This window comes from uncultured Rothia sp. (assembly GCF_963507905.1).
GTDB lineage: Bacteria > Actinomycetota > Actinomycetes > Actinomycetales > Micrococcaceae > Rothia.
Genome location: NZ_CAUOUU010000004.1, coordinates 183,420 through 203,321, shown reverse-complemented (window position 1 = coordinate 203,321; position 19,902 = coordinate 183,420). Strand labels below are relative to the sequence as shown.

The 19,902-nt window shown below is 63.7% G+C and carries 15 protein-coding genes, 1 pseudogene and 1 riboswitch; of the genes and pseudogenes, 6 read left to right on the top strand and 10 right to left on the bottom strand.

Annotated features, from left to right (window positions below):
• Window positions 1-86: 86 nt before the first annotated feature.
• The 4 genes and pseudogenes from RQ593_RS04475 to RQ593_RS04460 form a co-directional block, all read right to left on the bottom strand.
• Window positions 87-242 carry a hypothetical protein gene (locus tag RQ593_RS04475; RefSeq protein ID WP_294454201.1) on the bottom strand — a complete coding sequence of 52 codons (156 nt, stop codon included), beginning with the start codon at window positions 240-242 and terminating at the stop codon, window positions 87-89.
• Between the two features lie 81 nt (window positions 243-323).
• A pseudogene (locus RQ593_RS04470) lies at window positions 324-2,347 on the bottom strand (copper-translocating P-type ATPase).
• 260 nt (window positions 2,348-2,607) lie between these two features.
• Complete coding sequence (locus RQ593_RS04465) at window positions 2,608-2,934, bottom strand: heavy-metal-associated domain-containing protein (protein ID WP_070832754.1); 327 nt, start codon at window positions 2,932-2,934, stop codon at window positions 2,608-2,610.
• A 359-nt stretch (window positions 2,935-3,293) separates the two neighbouring features.
• Window positions 3,294-4,046, bottom strand: a complete 753-nt coding sequence (locus RQ593_RS04460) for an alpha/beta hydrolase (RefSeq protein ID WP_294631547.1) — start codon at window positions 4,044-4,046, stop codon at window positions 3,294-3,296.
• 94 nt (window positions 4,047-4,140) lie between these two features.
• Between RQ593_RS04460 and RQ593_RS04455 the strand changes: the two genes are divergently transcribed.
• Window positions 4,141-4,956 carry a MerR family transcriptional regulator gene (locus tag RQ593_RS04455; RefSeq protein WP_311449907.1) on the top strand — a complete coding sequence of 272 codons (816 nt, stop codon included), beginning with the start codon at window positions 4,141-4,143 and terminating at the stop codon, window positions 4,954-4,956.
• Between the two features lie 123 nt (window positions 4,957-5,079).
• On the opposite strand, the gene RQ593_RS04450 is transcribed toward RQ593_RS04455, so the two are convergent.
• The 3 genes from RQ593_RS04450 to RQ593_RS04440 all read right to left on the bottom strand — a co-directional run bounded on the left by RQ593_RS04450 (window position 5,080) and on the right by RQ593_RS04440 (window position 8,664).
• A complete protein-coding gene (locus RQ593_RS04450; protein WP_012903963.1) occupies window positions 5,080-5,430 on the bottom strand; it encodes a MerR family transcriptional regulator in 351 nt (116 codons plus the stop codon).
• A gap of 355 nt (window positions 5,431-5,785) precedes the next feature.
• Window positions 5,786-7,129: a homoserine O-acetyltransferase gene (locus RQ593_RS04445; RefSeq protein ID WP_311449906.1), complete on the bottom strand. Its 1,344-nt coding sequence runs from the start codon at window positions 7,127-7,129 to the stop codon at window positions 5,786-5,788.
• 188 nt (window positions 7,130-7,317) lie between these two features.
• Complete coding sequence (locus RQ593_RS04440; RefSeq protein ID WP_070643958.1) at window positions 7,318-8,664, bottom strand: bifunctional o-acetylhomoserine/o-acetylserine sulfhydrylase; 1,347 nt, start codon at window positions 8,662-8,664, stop codon at window positions 7,318-7,320.
• Between the two features lie 103 nt (window positions 8,665-8,767).
• A riboswitch (SAM riboswitch) is annotated at window positions 8,768-8,880 on the bottom strand.
• Window positions 8,881-9,220: 340 nt separating this feature from the next.
• On the opposite strand from RQ593_RS04440, the gene RQ593_RS04435 reads away from it, so the two are divergent.
• From RQ593_RS04435 to RQ593_RS04415, 5 genes are all read left to right on the top strand, one after another.
• Window positions 9,221-10,207, top strand: coding sequence for an ABC transporter ATP-binding protein (locus tag RQ593_RS04435; RefSeq protein ID WP_049347657.1), 987 nt, complete (start codon window positions 9,221-9,223; stop codon window positions 10,205-10,207).
• Window positions 10,204-11,064 carry an ABC transporter permease gene (locus tag RQ593_RS04430; RefSeq protein WP_311449905.1) on the top strand — a complete coding sequence of 287 codons (861 nt, stop codon included), beginning with the start codon at window positions 10,204-10,206 and terminating at the stop codon, window positions 11,062-11,064. Before RQ593_RS04435 ends, RQ593_RS04430 begins: the two co-directional genes overlap by 4 nt.
• Window position 11,065: 1 nt before the next feature.
• A complete protein-coding gene (locus RQ593_RS04425; RefSeq protein WP_304191375.1) occupies window positions 11,066-11,896 on the top strand; it encodes an ABC transporter in 831 nt (276 codons plus the stop codon).
• 124 nt (window positions 11,897-12,020) lie between these two features.
• Window positions 12,021-13,238 carry a ribosome small subunit-dependent GTPase A gene (rsgA, locus tag RQ593_RS04420; RefSeq protein WP_304191378.1) on the top strand — a complete coding sequence of 406 codons (1,218 nt, stop codon included), beginning with the start codon at window positions 12,021-12,023 and terminating at the stop codon, window positions 13,236-13,238.
• 240 nt (window positions 13,239-13,478) lie between these two features.
• Window positions 13,479-15,656, top strand: coding sequence for a S9 family peptidase (locus RQ593_RS04415; protein ID WP_311449904.1), 2,178 nt, complete (start codon window positions 13,479-13,481; stop codon window positions 15,654-15,656).
• Window positions 15,657-16,275: 619 nt separating this feature from the next.
• Here RQ593_RS04415 and gatB read toward each other — a convergent pair.
• The 3 genes from gatB to gatC are packed head-to-tail and all read right to left on the bottom strand — an operon-like array spanning window position 16,276 to window position 19,697.
• On the bottom strand, window positions 16,276-17,781 hold the full coding sequence (gene gatB, locus RQ593_RS04410) for an Asp-tRNA(Asn)/Glu-tRNA(Gln) amidotransferase subunit GatB (protein ID WP_311449903.1): 1,506 nt from the start codon (window positions 17,779-17,781) through the stop codon (window positions 16,276-16,278).
• Complete coding sequence (gene gatA, locus RQ593_RS04405) at window positions 17,781-19,385, bottom strand: Asp-tRNA(Asn)/Glu-tRNA(Gln) amidotransferase subunit GatA (protein WP_294627974.1); 1,605 nt, start codon at window positions 19,383-19,385, stop codon at window positions 17,781-17,783. The genes gatB and gatA overlap by 1 nt, the downstream gene beginning before the upstream one ends.
• 15 nt (window positions 19,386-19,400) lie before the next feature.
• On the bottom strand, window positions 19,401-19,697 hold the full coding sequence (gene gatC / locus RQ593_RS04400) for an Asp-tRNA(Asn)/Glu-tRNA(Gln) amidotransferase subunit GatC (protein WP_005507016.1): 297 nt from the start codon (window positions 19,695-19,697) through the stop codon (window positions 19,401-19,403).
• Window positions 19,698-19,902: the final 205 nt, after the last annotated feature.

Genomic DNA, 19,902 nt, shown 5'->3' with positions numbered 1-19,902 from the left:
AGGAGGCCGCGTAGCGGCTACTATTAAATGCGTCCAAGTTTCGGGGCGCAGTTCATCATGACCCGAGGGCTATACGTTTAGTCGATTTAGGCGTCAGAGCCTTCCACGGTGCCGGTCGCCTCCGCAACCTTCTGCGCACGAATACGCGGCTCCTGACCCTGCACCTTCACCTCCAGGAACTCGCCCACGTGGCGAATCTCCATGGCACTCACGCCGTGATCCATTCCACCCATCTCGTCCATGGTTCCCATATGACCCTGAAAGGGTGCGCTTCATGGTGGAGCCTTTCAGGGTCATATGGGGCAGTGGAGAGAAGTGGTGAATCAGTGGACGGCGGTGGATGCCGGAGTAGGCGTGGTGTGTTCCTCCTTCGGACTGGTGGGAGCCAGGTGGGCCGGGTCCAGATCAATCCGGCGCAGCAGCTGAGCGTTAAGCGCCACCACAATCGTCGACAGCGACATCAACACCGCAGCAGCAGCCGGGGGAAGCAGAATGCCGCTAGAGGCGAGCACGCCGGCGGCCAGGGGCACGGACAAGATGTTGTAACCGGACGCCCAGATGAGGTTCTGGATCATCTTGCGGTAGCTGGCCTGCGAGAGCTCAATCATCGACAATATTGCCCGGGGATCGTCACTGGCCAGGACCACTCCGGCGGATTCCATTGCCACATCCGTACCGGCCCCGATGGCGATGCCGACCTCGGCGCGGGCCAGGGCCGGGGCGTCGTTGACACCGTCGCCGACCATGGCCACGCTCAGGCCACGCTCCTGTAGCTGGGTGACCTTGGTGTCCTTGTCCTGGGGCAGGACCTCGGCGAAGACCTCATCGATCCCCAGGTCCTGGCCAACCGCATGGGCCACCTGCTGCGCGTCACCGGTGATCATCGCGACCTTCACCCCGCGGTCCTGCAGGGCTTTCACAGCGGCGCGGGATTCGGGGCGGATCTTGTCCTCGACGGCCACCGCACCGATAATCTGACCGTCGCGGACAATATGGAGCACACCGGCCCCACGCCCGGTCCAGGCGCTGGTGGTGTCGGTGAGCTCGGCCGGGGTGGTGAGGTTGAACTCGCGCAGCATGTTCGGCCCGCCCACGAGGATCTCAGCGCCATCGACAGTGGCCCGGACCCCCTGCCGGAAGCGGCGCTGAAACCAGTTGCACGGATTTGCCGACGAGAGGCCTCGGGATGGGCGGCCGCGGCCGCCACGATGGCGCGGGCCACGGGGTGCTCGCTGTCGGCCTCCGCGGCGGCGGCCAGGGCCAGCAGCTCGCCCTCGGTGACGCCGACAGTTGCCGCGACACCGGTGACCGCGTGCGCGCCCTCGGTCAGGGTGCCGGTTTTATCGAAGAGCACCACGTCGATGGTGCGCATCCGCTCGAGCGCCATCCGGTCCTTGATGAGCACCCCGGATTTCGCGGCCCGCTCGGTGGAGATCGCAATGACCAGCGGAATCGCCAGGCCCAAGGCGTGCGGGCAGGCGATGACCAGCACCGTGACCGTGCGCACCACGGCATCGTCCGGGCTGCCGATGGTGGTCCACACCACCGCGGTGATCAGAGCAGAGATCAGCGCGAACCAGAACAACAACGCCGCCGCCCGATCCGCCAGGGCCTGGGCCCGGGAGGAGGACTCCTGTGCGTCGGCAACCATGCGTTGGATTCCGGCCAAGGCGGTGTCCCCGCCGGTAGCCTCCACCCGGACGCGGACGGTGTTGTCGGTGGCCACGGTACCGGCGACCACCTTGTCACCGGTGTCGCGGAAGACGGGACGGGATTCGCCGGTGATCATCCCCTCATCGAATTCGGCGGCTCCGTCGATGATGGTTCCGTCGGCCGGCACCCGGGCACCGGCCCTCACCAGCACGACGTCGCCGACGACCAGCTCGGAGATGTCCACGGTGCGGGTGGTCCCATCGATGACTTTCTCGGCCTCATCCGGCAGCAGGGCAGCCAGCGCGTCAAGCGCGGAGGACGTACCCCCGAGAGCGCGCATCTCCAGCCAGTGGCCCAGCAGCATGATGGTCACCAGCAGGGCCAGCTCCCACCAGAAGTCCAGGTCAAAACCGCCCAGCCCCAGAGTGGTGACCCAGGAGGCGACAAACGCCACGGTGATGGCCATGGCAATCAGGAGCATCATCCCGGGTTGGCGGGATTTCAGTTCCTTCCATCCGCCCTTGAGGAAAGGCGTTCCGCCGTAGACGAAGATGATCGTGTCCAGTACCGGGGGAATCCAGGTGGATCCGGGGAATTCCGGGAGGGGGTAGCCGAGCAGGTGGGCGACCATGGGGCTGAAAATAACGACGGGAATGGACAGAATCAGTGACCACCAGAAGCGTTCCCGAAACATTGCGGTGCTGTGCCCGGCGTGTTCGCCGTGACCATGAACCTGGTGGTCTTCGTCCAGGGCAGAGTGCGGGTGACCGTGGTGCATCGCCTGGCCGTGGGTGTCGGCGTCTGCGTGGTGTTCGTGGCTGGCATGATCCGGGTGGTGGGTGTGGTCTGTTTCCGGAGCGGGGTGATCACCATGGTGATCGCCGGAATGGTGGGGAGTGTTCATGACGTTCCTTTCGCTCAACCCGGTCGGGGTCGAGATGATGGGTAAATCGATCAGGATAAGACGGTGTAGCCGGTCGCCTCGATAGCCCGGCGAACCGTCTCCGGAGGTACGACACCGGTGACCGTGACGGTGGAAACACCACCAGCAGCGAGATCAACCTGGACGTCGTCGACCTGGGGGAGGGCCTGAAGGGCCTGGGTCACGCTTTTCGCGCAGTGCCCGCAGGTCAGGCCGGTGACCTGGTAGCTAGAGGAGGACCCTCCTGCTGACGAGTCGCTGGCGGCAGGGTTGGAGACGGTGTCGGCACGTGAGGCAGGTCCGCAACAGCTGCAGCCGTGGGAGGCCATCGGCAAGAGGTGGGGCGGGGCGGTAATCATGGGAAAGCTCCTACGGGTCGGTGGGATGCGGCGATGCTACTCTCCAGCATATACCCCCGGGGGGTATATTTTCAAGGGGTGGGGGCACTGCCCTCATGCGGGGCAGGGTGTGGTCACCGAGCAGCCTCCTCACTGTCGGGAGGGGGCAGTGGGAGGCGGAAGGCGCATCCGGAAAACGCGGCCGCGCCCGCACAGTACCCCAGCACGGAAAGGCGGTATCGTCCGAACGTGACATCAGGGTGCCCGAAGCGAAGCGAGGGCGGGTTCCCTGTAGGAACGAGGACGATAACCACCTTTCCAAACGGAACTACACGTAAGCCCCCGAGTCGTCAGACCCGGGGGCTTTCCATATAGTCGATTTAGGCGTCGGAGCCTTCCACGGCACCGGTCGCCTCCGCAACCTTCTGCGCACGAACACGCGGCTCCTTACCCTGCACCTTCACCTCCAGGAACTCGCCCACATGGCGAATCTCCATAGCGCTCACGCCGTGACCCGCACCGGCGTACAGCACCTTAATGCCGTCGGTGTACTTGCGGATCCAGTCGTAGGTGTAGTTCACTATCTCCTGCGGGATGACGGGGTCTTCCTGGTCGCGGCCGAAGAACACCGGCAGTTCGGTCTTCTTCAGCTCCTCGTCCTTGAAGTACGGCGAATCGGAGTCCACCGCGTAGCCGGACAGACCCACCACGGCGGCGAACTCACCGGGAGCGTGACGCACCATGGAGGTTGCGATGCCCATGCCCTGCGAGAAGCCCAGCAGGGTCACCGAAGCGTACGGTTCGCGGTTTGCGCGCACCCACTCCAGCACGTAGTCGCTCGCCTGCTCAATGGCGCGCTGGTCAGATTCTAGCTGCTGGTTCAGCGGGTACCACTGGTAGCCGATAGCGTCTGCGGCAATGTAGGCGCCGGTCGAGTCCGCGGAGAACTGGGTACCAACCGGCTGGGGTGCGCGCATGGAGGCGTAGGTGAAGCCCTCCTGCGGAAGGTGTGCTGCCAGGGACAGCAGGTCGTGCTCCTGGGAGCCGTAGCCGTGCAGCATGAGCACCAGGTGGGTGCCTGCGCGTTCGTTCTCGGGGCGGGTGTATTCGACGACGTATTTGTTTTCGCTCATGCACCCATCTTAGCGAGGACTCCCCCACAAACCTGCACCGCGGGTTCCGCCGCTAGCTTGACCCTCACCTAACGTCAGGTTCTACAGTGAAACCATGTACGCGAACAGAACACCGCCTGACGGGCAACACGAATACACCGTAGGAGAAGCGGCATCATTGCACGGGCTAACAGTCCGCACCCTGCACCACTGGGAGCAACGAGGCTTACTCAACCCGGCGCATGATGAGTTCAACGGGTACCGGTACTACACCGACGCAGATCTTGAACGAATCACCGTCATTATGGGATACCGCGCCATCGGCATGAGCCTCGACGCTATTCGCAACATACTGCAAGACGAAGCGAACAGCACCGAGCATCTACTCGCTCAACGGGATATGCTTCAACGCAAAATCGCCGCGTACGGGCACATGCTTGAAACCATCGAACACCTTTTGGAGGACACCATGGCACCTAAGAATGAGCAGCTCACCGCCGCCGAAAAAGCAGAAATTATGGGCGAGGGGTTCAGCCTCGCCCACCAGCAGGAAGCGCAGGAGCGTTACGGAAAAACTGACGACTGGGCCGAGTACCAGCGCCGCACTGCCTCAATGGACCGTGCCGACTGGCAGAACGGCAAGCAACAGGTTGAGGAGGTGGAGCACGCCCTCGTCGAGGCATTCAACCGCGGCGTGCAGCCAGGCAGCGAGGAGGCGAACGCGCTCGCCGAGCGGCACCGCGCCTCCCTGTTCTTCTTTGAGGTCACCCCCGCCAAGCACGCGATTCTGGCGCGCGGCTACGTTGAGGATGCCCGTTTCAAGGCGCATTACGAGAAGCTTGCGCCCGGGCTTGCGGACTGGCTACGAGAGGTCATCTTTGAGAACGCTCGCGCACACGGTGTTGACCCGGAGAAAACTACTTGGGGGTAGACTTCCGGGGTGAAGATACCTCGTGACTGAGCCTGAGTAGCTGAGCACGAAAAGACGCCCGGATTCCCTGTGTGGGAATACCGGGCGTCGGCATGCATACCTGCATGAAAATTAGACGGTTATCTAGCGGGTGCCATCGAGGTGACTGCGGTGCTCCTGGATACGGCGGTCCAGGTGCTCAAGGTTCTGTTGCAACCCCGCAATCTCGTTTTCAATCTTTCGGCGGGCTCGCTCCATCACATCGACGGAGAGGGCGTGATCATCCGGGTTGTCCAAGATTGTACGAATGTCGGCAAGACTCATGCCGGCCTGACGGCAGGTAGCAATAAACCGTGCTGCGGAGATAGACTCCTCATCAAAAATACGGGTTCCGTGAGCATCACGGGGCACAGCAATGAGCCCCTCTTTCTCGTAATAGCGCAGGGCGTGGGTGCTCACCCCCAACTGCTCCGCTACCTCTTGAATACTTACCACAGCGTTAATGCTATGGGGTTAGAGCGGGTCTAAAGCAAACCGAGAACCCTTACCTTCCAGTGCAACAGGAGGCTACTTCCGCGGTATCTCGCGGAGCTTTCAAAAAGCGCCAGAAAAACCGGAAAATATTCCCTGACCTGGAACAATAGCCCACAAATATGCGCAAAGAAACGCCGGGTGCTCGCATTACGCAAGCACCCGGCATCTCCTTACCTAACCTTTAGGGTGAAGGTTAATTCTCGGCGGGCGGAAGAACCTGTGAAGACACTATCTGCCGGCACGGAATTTACCCGTATGTAGGTGGCATAAGTAGCATTCAGAAGGCACCTAGTCAACGCCCCCGATGCTGGTGGTTCTAGTGGGTCACGGTACCGTACAGGCGAGTCATCGAGTCCAGCGCCTCACGCTCACGCTGCGCCTCGCTCGGGGTAGCAGAATCCTCCTCAACGCCCAGGGCGCGCGCCAGAATCTTCTCCACCTGCTTCGCCTCAATCAGGAAGCCATCATGGCCGTGGTTCGACTCGATAATGTCCACGGTAACCGGGGTGGGCAGCGCCTCCGCCAGGCGGTGCGACTCGTGCGGGAAGAACAGACGGTCCGTATTCACCGCCGCAATCGTCCACTCGCAATCGGTGTGAGCCAGCGCCTGCGCCAGGGTGCCGCGGCCACGAGCCACATCATGCGAAATCAGTGCCTCGTTGACTGCCAGGTAGCTGTTCGCGTCAAAACGCTCAACCAGCTTGGCGCCGTGGTGGTCCAGGTAGCTTTCGATAGCGTAGCGGCCACGCGGCTCACCCAGGGAGCCACCCACGGTGCTTTCGCCGCGGTTTTCCTCGCGACCGAAGCGGTGCTCCAGCTCGGCGGGGCTACGGTAGGTGGTGTGCGCAATACGGCGCGCCAGGGCAAGACCCGCAGTCGGCGCGGGACCGTTGTAGTAGTCGCCACCGGCGAAGTTTGCGTCCGAACGAATTGCAATGTTCTGGGTGTGAGCCCAGGAAATCTGCTCGGCAGTAGCCGAAGGGCCGGAGGCGATGACCGCGCATCCGCGCACCAGCTCAGGGTTGGTTGCCGCCCATTCCAGGGAACGAGCGCCGCCGAGGGAACCACCAATCACGTAGCGGAAGCTGGTCACACCCAGTGCACGAGCCAGGTGCGCCTCCGCACGTACCGAGTCGCGGATACTGACCTGCGGGAAGCGGGAACCCCAATGCTCACCGGCACCCGGGTAGCCTTCGGGAATGATGCTTGCCGGGCCGGTGGAACCGTAGCAGCCGCCCAGAATATTGGGGGCAATCACGAAGTAGCGGTTGGTGTCCACGACCGAGCCGGGGCCAACGATGCCTTCCCACCAGCCGTCCGATTCGATAGCGCGAATCAGCGGGGCGGGCATATCCGGGGTGGGTACGCCACGGGAGACGTGCGTGTCGCCGGTGAGCGCGTGCAGAATCAGGATGGCGTTGTCGCCAGCCTCGTTGAGGGTGCCCCAGGTTTCGTAGCCGATGGTGACCTGCGGCAGGGTTACGCCGGATTCGAGCTCCAGGTCGCCGATGTTCAGCTGACGCAGGTAGCCTTGCGCTTCGGGGTGCTCGCGCTGGGTGCCCGCCACGGGGATGGGTGCGGTGACAGGCTGGTTGATAGTTCCGGATTGTTTGGAGCTGGACAGCGTGGTGCCGGACTGGCTAGTGCTCTGGGCGGTCATGGGGTCCCTTCACTGGGTTGGCCGGCGAGGTGGTGCCGGGTGTGAGCGGGGTACTCGTCTGTGGGTAGAAGAAGCAACAGGTTGGGCGGCAGCAACGCCGCTCAGTCACAAAAAGCTCCGTAACGGGGAATCCGCAGGTGGACCGAAAAACCGTAGCTTTCCGGTCCACCTGCGGGTTGCATCACCGTTTAGGAGAGGGTGTCGAAGCCCAGCTGCAGGTCGGCGAGAATATCGTCGATGTTCTCAATACCGACTGCCAGGCGCACAAAGTTCGGGTACACGCCAATCTTCTCCAGTTCCTCGGCGGAAAGCTGGGAGTGGGTGGTGGAGGCGGGGTGAATCACGAGCGAGCGCACGTCACCGATGTTCGCCACGTTGGAGTGCAGCTTCAGCGCGTCCACGAAGTCGCGGGTCTGCTCCAGGGTTGCACCCTTGAGGGTGAAGCCGAGCACCGCGCCGGGGCCCTTGGGCAGGTACTTCTGTGCACGCTCGTACCAGGGGGAGGATTCCACGCCAGCCCAGATAACCTTGTCAACCTGCGGGTTTGCTTCGAGCCAGTGGGCGACCTTGGTGGCGTTCTCAATGTGGCGTTCGATACGCAGGGAGAGGGTCTCCAGACCGATGCCGATGTTGAAGGCGTTGGTCGGGGAGATTGCGGCGCCGGTGTCACGCAGCAGGGAGACGCGTGCCTTCAGGATGTAGGAGAGGTTCGCACCGAATGCGGAGTCCTTACCCAGGTCGCGTGCGTAGACCAGGCCGTGGTAGCCGGGTGCGGGCTGGTTGAACTTGGGGAACTTCTCGGGGTCTGCACCGTAGTCGAAGTTACCGGAGTCAACAATCACACCGCCGATGGAGGTGCCGTGGCCGCCCAGGTACTTGGTGGCGGAGTGGACGACCACGTCCGCGCCGTGCTCGATGGGGCGCAGCAGGTAGGGGGTGGGCACGGTGTTGTCCACGATCAGGGGTACGCCGTTTTCGTGCGCAATTGCGGCAATGGGCTCAATGTCGAGCACGTCGTTGCGGGGGTTGGGCACGGACTCGCCGTAGAAGAGCTTGGTGTTGGGGCGGACTGCGGCGCGCCATGCATCCAGGTCGTCCGGGTCCTCAACGAAGGTGGTTTCGATACCGAGGTCGGCGAGGGTGTACTTGAGCAGGTTGTAGGTGCCGCCGTACACGGAGGGCGATGCGACCACGTGGTCGCCGGCGCCGGCAATGTTCAGGATTGCGTAGGTGATAGCTGCCTGACCGGATGCCAGCAGCAGCGCACCAACGCCGCCTTCCAGGGAAGCGATGCGGTTTTCGATAGCTTCCTGGGTGGGGTTGTTGAGGCGAGTGTAGATGGGGCCCAGCTCGGCGAGGGCGAAACGGTTCGCTGCCTGCTCGGCGCTGTCAAAGACGAAGGAAGTGGTCTGGTAGATGGGTAGTGCCCGAGCTCCCGTTGCGGCATCCGGCGCCTGACCTGCGTGAATCTGGCGGGTTTCGAACTTCCAACCTGCGGGGTTGGCGGGAGTCGGGACGGTAGTGTTGTTGCTCATGCGTGGCTCCTAATGGGGATTCTTAGGGGGCCGCATGCCGACGGTACAGGAATCGTCGTCGAATAATCCTGTCACGATTGATGTACCGTTTTCGGTCACATCGGTCCCGCGCTTGCGTCACGCTTGTGCGTGCCGCCTGGTCTTCACCCAGGGCACCCCACCGCGGAGGAGGGTTGCCGGCCAGCTAGCTGGGGCTTGTCGCTGGCGCTCTTGACCTGTATTCAGGGTGTCACAGGGCACGGGGCGGGGTCAAGGGTTTTGTGGGTAGACGGCACTTTAAGACATTTCATTGCAAAGATGACGTTTTTTAACGTCCGTAACAAAAAACCGCCTGCAACAAAACGTTGGTGACAATGCCGGGTGGGGCAGCCGGGTTTGGAGGACCCCCTTCCACATACAGTAACCCCCATCACTTTTATCCGCGCTTTTCGGTACACTGAGACTACAACACTGACTACATATACATTCGCGCAGGGCGCGGCTCACTACGCCGTTTATCCTGCTCAGCATCCCTCCGGTACAGGGGCCAGAGGGTCATACCCGAAGGTTACCTACCATGTCTCTTGTTCTTGATGCGGCGCAGCTCAGCCGCGTCTTTGGCAAAGGTGAAAACGCTTTTACCGCCGTCGACCGGGTGTCGCTTCGCGTTAGCTCCGGCGAGATTCACGCTCTCCTAGGCCCCAATGGTGCGGGCAAAACGACGACCGTGCAGATGTGCTCAACCCTGCTCACTCCTACCGGTGGTAGCCTCACCGTGAATGGCGTTGATGCCATCGCTCACCCGCAGCGGGCACGCCGTCACGTGGGTCTCGCACTCGGCGGGGATAGCGGCTTCTACCCGCGCGCCAGCGCCCGCGACAACCTGCTCTTCTTCGCCGATGTTGCGGGGGTTTCCGGGCGGAGCCGGCGGCGCGAGGTGGACCACGCCCTAGCCCGCGTGGAACTCACCGATGCGGCGGCGCGACCCTTTCAGGAGTTTTCCCGCGGCATGAAGCAGCGGTTGCACATCGCTCGCGCGCTGCTCGGCTCCCCCGCCCTGCTCCTGCTGGACGAGCCGACCAACGGGCTCGACCCCGATATCGCCCTGACCGTGCGAACCCTCATCCGCTCCCTCGCGGAAGACGGCGCCGCCGTTCTGCTGACGAGCCACCTGCTCGGCGAAATCGAGGACCTGGCGCACGCCATCACCGTGTTAGGCGCCGGTTCCGTCGCCGTGAGCGGCAGCCTCGAAGACATCGCCGCGCACGCAGGTATTGCCGCCACGACCGTGGTACAGGTCGAGGCCACCGCCACCGAGGGGCTTGATACGCTCCGCGGGCTCCTCGGCGATAAGGCGGCGGTGCTCTTCGCCCCGCGCGGTTCCGGCTGGGAGCTGACCCTCTACTGGCACGGCGAGCGCACCACGTTCGAGGCGGGAGAGGCGCACCGCATCCTGGCGGAGGGGCTCGCCGCCGCGAACATTGGGGCGAGGACCGAGCCGTACACGCGCCCGGCAACCCTGGAAGAGGCATACCTGGCGATGGCGGAGGGGCTCAAGCGATGAACGTGAAGACGCGACGCTCGGAAGAGTCCCAGCAGCAGGGTCGACGGTACGACCTGTGGCAGGAGTGCGCCCGCCAGCTGCGGCTCATGGGATTTAGCCTGCGCCAGTTCCTGACGGTCCCGTACTTTATTCAACTGCTTATCAGCACGGTGCTCGGGTCGGTCATCCTCCAGGCACTCGCCGTGCACGCGGCGGCGCAGAGCTCCGCGGGTCACTCCGTTGACCCGACCCTCGCGTGGACCCGCGCGGGCATCGTGGGCATGTGGTCGGTCTGCATCGTGTCTGCGGGCATTATCAATTTTGAGCGTTTCCGTGGGACTCTCGTGTACCTGTGTTCCGGGTCCATTTCTCCGGTGCGGGTGCTTGCGGCTATTGTTTCGAGCGCCTCCATTGTGGGTCTGGCGGCTTTGCCCCTATCGTGGGCGGTTTGGGCTCTTGTGACGCTCAATCCGCAGGTTACGGACTTTTCTGCCCTCTGGCCGCGCTACGTTCTGGGCGTTCCCCTGCTGTGGCTTGCTTGCCTGTCGGTCACGTTCATGATTGCGGTGTTCTTCGTGGCGACGCCGAACGCTATCGCCTACGAGGAGCTGCTCCTCGTGCCGGTTTTTATTCTCTCCGGGGTTCTCTTCACGATGGTTGAGGCGCCCACCTGGCTGGACGCCGTGGGCGCGCTCATTCCCCTGCAGGCGCCGGTGCACCTGCTACTGGGGCGCACCCCCATGAACACCCCGGCGGATGCGCTCCTGCCCGTTGCGCAGACGCTCGCCGTGAGCCTCGCTTGGGCGTTGTGCGCCTTCCTCTTTGCCCGGAAGGCTCTCGCCACCGCCCGTCGCCGCGGCACCCTGGGGGCGATGTAGCGTGCGCATTCTCTCTACTGACTCCCTACCCGGCGTGGTGCGTCGGGTGCTGTCTACCGCTTCTATTGGCTGGTCGTCGTCCATTACCTTTGCGACCCTCGGAACGGCTATCACTACTCTGGTGCTCGTGCCGGGCCTCAACGTGCTTTTCACGGTGCTTCTGGGCGCCGACCTCGCCGCGAATGATACTGTACGCATCGGCTGCGCGACCGCCCTGATTGCGACCCTCAGCTCGGTGGCAGCCGGCATTGTTGCGCGCGTCGCTACCGACCGTTGGATTGGTGTCTTCGAGTACGTGTGCACGGCACGCCCGGTGGATGCGGGCTACTGGCTGGGCGCGGCGGCAGTACCCGCACTGCTAGCCTCCGTGACGGGTCTGAGCAATGTGGGCATCGTGTGGCTACTCTCCCTCACGGCGCCCTCCACCGGGGCGACTTCGGGGCTTCTGCTCGGCGCTCTCATACTGATGCCGGTTGCGGTTCTGGGAGGGGTCTGCCTGGGCATTTTTGCCGCCGGGCTGGGCCTGTACCTGTCCGATCCGTACACGGGGTCGAATGTTCTGTCGATTATTCTGCCGGTGAGCGCGGGCGTGATTGTTCCGGTGAGTACCTACCCCGCGTGGCTTGCGTGGCTGTGTTCGTGGGTTCCCGGTTCCCGGCTGGTGCAGGCTCTAGATACCTCTGGCGGTATTGCGGGCGGCGCCGCACCGGATCTCTTCGCGCCCCTGGCGGCAGACGCGGCGCTGGCGGTACTCTACGCCGCGGCGGGGTTGGGGCTTACGCTCCTTGCCGCCCGCCGCATCCGCGCTGGTGCCCGCGCCTCGCTGCTATAGAACGCAGAACCCAAGATAAAAAGAACGAACCTTTTAAACGCTCTCTCTTCTCTCTCTTCCCCCCCCGGCACGCTATCAGGGCATGACAACCAACCGAGCGCCGCAACCACGAAAGACTATTCCCGTGACCCTTACTCCCGCCTCATACACCTTAGAGACCCTCGGCTTCGACCCCTCCTGGCAGGGCTCAGCAATCCGCACTGCATTCACCCTAGACGGCACGCTTGATGATTTCACCCTCGCCCGCGTCAGCGCCGTGCACCGCACCCGTTGCGAGCTACTAACCTGCGAGCGGGGCGAACTCGTGAAGCTCTCCGCTCCCCTGCGCCCGGTCGAAAACGACTACGGCGAAGAAGAGTACCCCGTCGTGGGCGACTGGGTACTCACTCAGCCCATCCCCGGGACCGGTAGCGATAGCCAGCCCGCGGAGCATAAGCCCCTCGCGATTCTGCCCCGCCGAAGCTACCTCACCCGCCCCAGCGCCACCCGCGAATCCGCAGATCAGCCCGTCGCCGCCAACGTGGACATGCTCTGCATTGTTGAGCCGTGCTTCCCGGAACCGTCCATCGGGCGCGTTGAACGCTACACCGCCCTGGCGCATGCCTCCGGGGTGCAGGTCGCGCTGATTCTCACCAAGGGTGATTTGGTGACGGCGGAACAGCTCGCCGGGTATCAGGAATCCCTGGGTAGCGGCGTGGATGCGGTGCTCACCGTCTGCACGGATTACGGCTACGACCCCGCACCGGTCGCGGAGCTCGTCGCAGGGCGTACCGCCGCGTTCCTGGGCCGTAGCGGTGCCGGTAAATCAACCCTGGTCAACGCCCTGCTCAACCCGGGAGCCGACCCCCGCGAGGACAGCTCAGAATACCAGGTGCAGGCTACTTCCGCGGTTCGCGGCGCCGACGGCAAGGGGCGCCACACCACCACCAGCCGCCAGATGATTGTTCTGCCCGGCGCTAGAGAATCCGGCGTAGAAGGGTCCGGTGCAGAGTCTTCAGCTGGCACAGTGCTGATTGACACCCCGGGCGTGCGAGCCCTCGCCGCCACGAGCGACAGCGCCGCCATTGATGAGACCTTCGATGACGTCTCCGGCTACGCCTCCTCCTGCCGGTACAGCGACTGCTCCCACGGCTCCGAACCCGGATGCGCGGTGCAGCAGGCGCTCGCCGACGGCACCCTCGACCCCGAGCGTTTCGAACGCTACCGCAGGATGATGGCGGAATCCGCGCGCCTACGCCTGCGCTCTCAGGAGCGTGAGTACCGGCAGAGTAACCGCGCCTTCACGAAGGCGAACAAGGCGGGCCGCCGCACCCTCATGTCCATTAAGGGACGCGCCAACTAGCCGCCGAACACGCACGCCCCGGCAAGGCTACGGTGAGACTTCAGTGGGGCTTCCACAGGCTGAGCCGGGCAACCCCGCACAAGCCGCAATATAGTAGCCTCCCTCACTCTTCGATACACTAGAACTAGGCGTGCCCACAGTCCCCCGCGCACCCTCACCGCCATCGCGGCGGCGCAGGAACGCGGGCGCAGACGGCACACACCATTCATAAACCCATAACTCATTGAAAGAGGTGGCAGCATGGCTGAACAGAACCTCACCCCGCCCGTACCGAAGAAGGTCGAGCACCGCCGTGAACACCACGGCGACGTCTTCATCGACCACTACGAATGGCTCCGCGACAAGGAAAGCGAAGAGGTCCTCAACTACCTCAAGGCAGAAGCCGAATACACCGAAGCTGTCACCGCAGACCAGCAGCCCCTCCGCGAGTCCATCTTCAACGAGATTAAGAACCGCACCCTGCTGTCGGATCTGACCGTCCCGAACCGTATCGGTGACTGGTGGTACTACAGCCGTATGGTGCCCGGCGGCCAGTACCCCGTCTTCTACCGCTACCCCGCCCTGCACGAAGGCGACGAGGTGGTGCGCTACACCCCGCCGACCGTCACCCCCGGCGAGGTGCTTGAGGGCGAGGTCGTCATCCTCGACTGCAACGAATACGCCAAGGACATGGAGTTCTTCTCCCTCGGCAGCTTCCAGCCCGCACGTAACGGCAAGCTGCTGAGCATCTCCGTGGATGAGAAGGGCGACGAACGCTACGAGCAGCGCTTCCTCAACATGGAAACCGGCACCTTCCTCGAAGACACCATCCCCAACATTGCGGCGGGATCCTTCTTCATCAACCACGCCGAACAGCTCATCTACCTCGTCCCCGACGAGTCGTGGCGCCCCTGGCGTGTCTACGTGCACGACGTCGGACAGGGCACCGAAGACCACCTGATCTACGAGGAACCGGACAACACCATGTGGCTCGGCGCCGCCATGAGCTCCGACCGTTCCTCCGTGGTCATCACCAGCTCCAACTCCGAGTACACGGAGGTGCGCCTCATCCCCACCCGCGAGCCCAAGGGCGAGCCGACCCTGCTCATCCCCAAGAGCGCAGGCATCGAATACTACGCCGAGCCGCTCAACATTGCCGGCGAGCAGCACCTGCTGATTCAGCACGACTACAATGCGCTGAACTCCGAGCTGGTCCTCGCAGACATGCCGCGCGAGGGCGAAAGCCTCGAAGAGTACGCGCAGCGTTGGGTGCCGGTCATCCGCCACAGCGAACACGTGCGCCTGGAGGGCTTCACCTTCACCGCAACGCACCTGGTCGTCACCGCCCGCGCGGACACCACCACCCGCATCTTCCTCGCACCGCGTGAGCAGCTGCCCATCCAGTGGCGCCGCCGCCGCCCCGCCGGTGTGACCTTCATGGAACCTGCCGGCTTCGACGAGGAACTGTACACCGCCTCCGTGCTGCGTGCGGAGAACTACTCCCCCGTGCTGCGTATCGCCTACACCTCGTACCTGACGCCGCGCCGCGTCTACGACTACTTCCCCATGTCGCAGACCCTGCTGCTGCGCCGTGAAACCCCGGTACTCGGCGGCTACAACCGTGAGGACTACCGCGCATACCGCGACTGGGCACCGGCGGCGGACGGCACGCTCATCCCGATCTCGGTGATTCACCGCGCCGACCTGGACATGAGCAAGCCGCACCCCGTCCTCCAGTACGGTTACGGCTCCTACGAGTCGTCCATGGACCCGTTGTTCTCCATTCCGCTGCTATCGATCCTGGACCGCGGCGTTATCTACGTGCTTGCGCATATTCGCGGCGGCGGCGAGATGGGCCGCTCCTGGTACCAGAACGGCAAGAAGCTCGCGAAGAAGAACACCTTCACCGACTTCGTGGACGTCACCAGCTACATTGCGGCTAAGCCGTGGGCTGATGAGGCGCGTATCGGCTGCTACGGCGGTAGCGCCGGCGGCCTGCTCATGGGCGCCGTCGTGAACCTCGCCCCCGAAAAGTACGCCGCCTGCCTGGCTGCCGTGCCGTTCGTGGATGCGCTGACCACCATCCTCGACCCGGAGCTGCCGCTGTCGGCAATGGAGTGGGAAGAGTGGGGCAACCCGATTGAGGACCCCGAGGTCTACGCCTACATGAAGTCGTACACCCCGTACGAGAACATCCGCCCGGTCCGCTACCCGGCGATTGCTGCGGTGACGAGCTTGCACGACACGCGTGTGCTCTACGTGGAGCCCGCCAAGTGGATTGCGGCGCTGCGTGAGCAGATTGACCCGTCGTCGCCGGTGCCGCTGCTGAAGATTGATATGTCGGGCGGTCACGGTGGTGGTTCGGGCCGGTACACGCGTTGGCGTGAGATCGCGTGGGATTACGCGTTCCTGATGAGCAACCTCGGCGTTACTGAGTAGGTTAAGGCACGCCAACCGCGTATACCCTTCCGCATGCAGATTTGGTGCCTCGCGCGCTCGGAATCTGCATGCTCCAGCCCGTTGGCGTGAGATCGCGTGGGATTACGCGTTCCTGATGAGCAACCTCGGCGTTACTGAGTAACACCCAGCAATAGAGAATGCTCCTTCCATATCTTGAAGATATGGAAGGAGCATTTCTCGTTATGGTACGTTGCGTTACTGGAGGGGCGGCGTTCGTCCTCGTTCCTCCCCTCACTAAGCAGGGGCGGGGCGTCGCATATTTCCTCCGCGCCTACGCAGGGGCACCCGTCACCCGGACGCTCCGCTTCCTCCTTGCTTCGCTACGGAGAGCGTCCGGGCTGACACCCTGAGGGCGCATCCGGAAAACGCGGCCGCACCCGCACAGTACCCCAGCACGGAAAGGCGGTATCGTCCGAAGTGACATCAGGGTGCCCGAAGCGAAGCAAGGGCGGGTTCCCTGTAGGAACGAGGACGAATACCGCTTTCCATGCGGAACCGTGCAGAACCTGGAATGGGACAAGAGAGCACAAAAGAGGCGCCGCCTCCCACCTCGGGAGACGGCGCCTCTATTACGTTAGAGCCGGGTCAGCGGAAAAGCTTAGCCTTCCACGCCGCACTCAGCCAGAATCAGCTCACGCACGCGGGCGGCATCAGCCTGACCACGGGTAGCCTTCATGACCTGACCGACGATAGCGCCAGCAGCCTGAACCTTACCGGCACGAATCTTGTCGGCAACGTCGGGCATTGCTGCCAGTGCTTCCTGAACAGCTGCGGTAAGCGCGCCGTCGTCGGAGACCACGGCGAGGCCGCGTGCCTCAACGATTTCGGCGGGGGTGCCTTCACCGGTGAGGACGAACTCGAGCACCTGGCGGGCAATCTTGTCGTTGATCTTGCCTTCGGAGATGAGCGCTTCGAGGGCGACCACGGTTGCGGGCTCCACGCCGAGGGCGGTGAGCTCAACCTCGGCCTGCTTTGCGCGGCGGGCGATTTCGCCCATCCACCACTTGCGGGCTGCTGCTGCGGTTGCGCCTGCGGCGACGGTCTCTTCGATGACGTCGAGTGCGCCGGCGTTGACGACGTCGCGGAACTCTTCGTCGGAGTAGCCCCATTCGCCCTTGAGTCGGCGGCGGCGTTCTGCCGGGGGTTCGGGTAGCTCGGCGCGCAGACGCTCAATCCATTCGCTGTTGGTGACGACCGGTACGAGGTCCGGTTCGGGGAAGTAACGGTAGTCGTCAGCGTCGGACTTGGGGCGGCCCGAGGAGGTTTCGCGGGTGTCTTCGTGCCAGTGGCGGGTCTCCTGGGTGACCTTTTCGCCGCGTTCGAGGATCGCTGCGTGGCGGCGAATCTCGTAGCGGACGGCGCGCTCGACGGAACGGAGGGAGTTCACGTTCTTGGTTTCGGAGCGGGTGCCGAACTTCTCTGCGCCCTTGGGCATGAGGGAGACGTTGGCGTCGCATCGGACGTTACCGCGTTCCATGCGGGCGTCGGAGATGCCGAGGGAGCGTACGATGTCGCGGATTGCGGCAACGTAGGCGCGTGCCAGTTCGGGTGCGCGCTCGCCGGCGCCGACGATGGGTCGGGTGACGATCTCGATGAGGGGCACGCCTGCGCGGTTGTAGTCGACCAGGGAGGAGGTTGCGCCCTGGATTCGGCCGTCTGCGCCGCCGACGTGGGTGAGCTTGCCTGCGTCTTCTTCCATGTGGGCGCGCTCAATTTCGACGGTGAAGATGGTGCCGTCTTCGAGTTCTACGTCCAGGGAGCCGTTTTCCGCGATGGGGCCGCCAGCCTGGGAGGTCTGGAAGTTCTTCGGGGAGTCCGGGTAGAAGTAGTTCTTGCGGGCGAAGTAGGACTTGTCTGCGATGTCGCAGCCCAGCGCCAGGCCGAGCTTGATGGCGGACTCAACAGCGGTCTTGTTCACCATGGGCAGCGCGCCGGGCAGGCCGAGCGATACGGGGGTGACGTTGGTGTTGGGTTCGTCGCCGAACTCGTTGGGTGCGGAGTCGAACATCTTGGTCTTGGTGTTGAGTTCGACGTGCACCTCGAAGCCGAGGACCGGGTCGTACTTTTCGATGGCTTCTTCGAAGCTGAGGACTTCTTCACTCATTACTTGGTTCCCCCAAAGTCAAAGTCGCGGATCAGGGTTTCGGTGTCGGGCAGGCTCTTGTAGAGCGGTGCGCCCCATTTTGCGGTGAGCAGTTCTTCCAGGGCTGCACCGACGCGGTAGAGGCGTGCGTCTTCGCGTGCGGGTGCGGTGAACTGGATGCCGACGGGCAGGTTGTTCTCTTCGGAGAGGCCGCCGGGCAGGGAGAGCGCCGGGACGCCTGCCAGGTTGACGGGCACGGTGGCGACGTCGCCCAGGTACATTGCCATGGGGTCGCCTTCGGTCTTCTCGCCGAGCTTGAACGCGGTGGAGGGCGCGGTCGGGGAGATGAGCACGTCGCACTTTTCGAATGCTGCTGCGTAGTCGCGCTGGATGAGGGTGCGTACGCGCAGTGCGGCGCCGTAGTAGGCATCGAAGTTACCTGCGGACAGTGCGTAGGTGCCGAGGATGATGCGGCGCTTGACCTCGTGGCCGAAACCTGCGGAGCGGGTTGCGGACATGACTCGCTCGATGGTGACGGGGCCGTCTTCGGGTACGACGCGCAGGCCGTAGCGGACGCCGTCGTAGCGTGCCAGGTTGGAGGACACCTCGGAGGACATGATCATGTAGTAGGCGCTGATAGCTTCGGTGACGGAGGGCAGGGAGACCTCAACGATCTCTGCGCCTGCGGCACGCAGCTCTTCGACGGATTCGCGGAAGCGTGCGAGGACACCTGCTTCGAAGCCTTCGCCGTCGCCGCCGCCGAGTTCCTTGATGACGCCGATGCGCAGGCCGGACAGGTCGCGCTTGCGTGCTGCTTCTGCGCCTGCCTTGGCTTCTTCAACGAAGTTGCCGGGCTCATCGGGCAGAGAGGTGGAGTCGAGCGGGTCGTGGCCTGCGATTGCTTCGTGGAGCAGTGCGGTGTCCAGGACGGTGCGGGCGACGGGGCCTACCTGGTCGAGGGAGGATGCCATGGCGATGACGCCGTAACGGGAGACGGAGCCGTAGGTGGGCTTAACGCCGACGCTACCGGTCAGTGCTGCGGGCTGGCGGATGGAGCCGCCGGTGTCGGTGCCGAGCGCCAGGGGTGCCTGGAATGCGGTGACGGCCGCTGCGGAGCCGCCGCCGGAGCCGCCGGGGGCGCGGTCGAGTGCCCAGGGGTTGCGGACTACGCCGAATGCGGAGTGCTCGTTGGAGGAGCCCATTGCGAATTCGTCGAGGTTGGTCTTGCCGAGGATGGGCATGCGTGCTTCGCGGACCTTGCGGGTGACGGTGCCGTCGTAGGGGCTCATCCAGCCTTCAAGCATGCGGGATGCCGCGGTGGTGGGCTGACCCTTGGTGACGATGAGGTCCTTAACGGCGATGGGTACGCCTGCGAGCGGGGGCAGTTCCTTGCCCGCTGCGCGGTCTGCATCCACTGCTGCTGCGGTGGCGAGTGCTTCTTCGGCGTTGATGTGCAGGAAGGCGTTGAGGCCGCTCTTGCCATCGGCGCGGTTATCGCTCAGGGGTGCGCCGTCGGTGGCTGCGATGCGGTCCAGGTGTGCCTGGGTGAGCTCGACGGAGGTGATTTCGCCGGATGCGAGCTTTTCTGCTGCTTCTGCAGCGGTGAGCTGGATCAGTTCGTTCACTTGGTTGTTCTCCTCTTAGTCTTCGTCGAGGATTGCCGGCACGCGGAACTTGCCGTCCTGTGCGTCGGGGGCGCCGGAGAGCGCCTCTTCCTGGGTGAGGGTGGTGACGGGTACGTCTTCGCGGAAGACGTTCTCGAGGGGGATGGGGTGGCTGGTCGCGGGGATGTCGGCAGTTGCTTTCTGCGACATGGTCTCAACGGATGCGACGATGACGTCCAGCTCAGACGCCATCGCGGTGAGTTCTTCATCGGTCATCTCAATGAGTGCCAGCGATGCCAGGTGCTTTACCTGTTCAAAGGTGATGGCAGACATGGTTCTCCCGTAGTTTGTTTTCTTGTCTCTTCTCTAGTGTAGTGGAGGTTGCGTTTTCCGTCTCATTGGGGGTTGGAGGGTTTACCTGCTGGTTTGTGTGTTCAGGCGGTGCGCCTCTGCCCTGTTTTGGGGTTAAATGCTCAACGCCCCGCTCCTCGTGTGAGGTGCGGGGCGTTGGGCTACAACGTTTCCACGTTACGCTTGA

What these genes read in the sequence shown, in the direction of transcription:
- RQ593_RS04475 (WP_294454201.1), bottom strand. Translation starts at nt 242, where the DNA reads ATGGACGAGATGGGTGGAATGGATCACGGCGTGAGTGCCATGGAGATT.
- RQ593_RS04465 (WP_070832754.1), bottom strand. Translation starts at nt 2,934, where the DNA reads ATGATTACCGCCCCGCCCCACCTCTTGCCGATGGCCTCCCACGGCTGC.
- RQ593_RS04460 (WP_294631547.1), bottom strand. Translation starts at nt 4,046, where the DNA reads ATGAGCGAAAACAAATACGTCGTCGAATACACCCGCCCCGAGAACGAA.
- RQ593_RS04455 (WP_311449907.1), top strand. Translation starts at nt 4,141, where the DNA reads ATGTACGCGAACAGAACACCGCCTGACGGGCAACACGAATACACCGTA.
- RQ593_RS04445 (WP_311449906.1), bottom strand. Translation starts at nt 7,129, where the DNA reads ATGACCGCCCAGAGCACTAGCCAGTCCGGCACCACGCTGTCCAGCTCC.
- RQ593_RS04440 (WP_070643958.1), bottom strand. Translation starts at nt 8,664, where the DNA reads ATGAGCAACAACACTACCGTCCCGACTCCCGCCAACCCCGCAGGTTGG.
- RQ593_RS04435 (WP_049347657.1), top strand. Translation starts at nt 9,221, where the DNA reads ATGTCTCTTGTTCTTGATGCGGCGCAGCTCAGCCGCGTCTTTGGCAAA.
- RQ593_RS04430 (WP_311449905.1), top strand. Translation starts at nt 10,204, where the DNA reads ATGAACGTGAAGACGCGACGCTCGGAAGAGTCCCAGCAGCAGGGTCGA.
- RQ593_RS04415 (WP_311449904.1), top strand. Translation starts at nt 13,479, where the DNA reads ATGGCTGAACAGAACCTCACCCCGCCCGTACCGAAGAAGGTCGAGCAC.
- gatB (WP_311449903.1), bottom strand. Translation starts at nt 17,781, where the DNA reads ATGAGTGAAGAAGTCCTCAGCTTCGAAGAAGCCATCGAAAAGTACGAC.
- gatC (WP_005507016.1), bottom strand. Translation starts at nt 19,697, where the DNA reads ATGTCTGCCATCACCTTTGAACAGGTAAAGCACCTGGCATCGCTGGCA.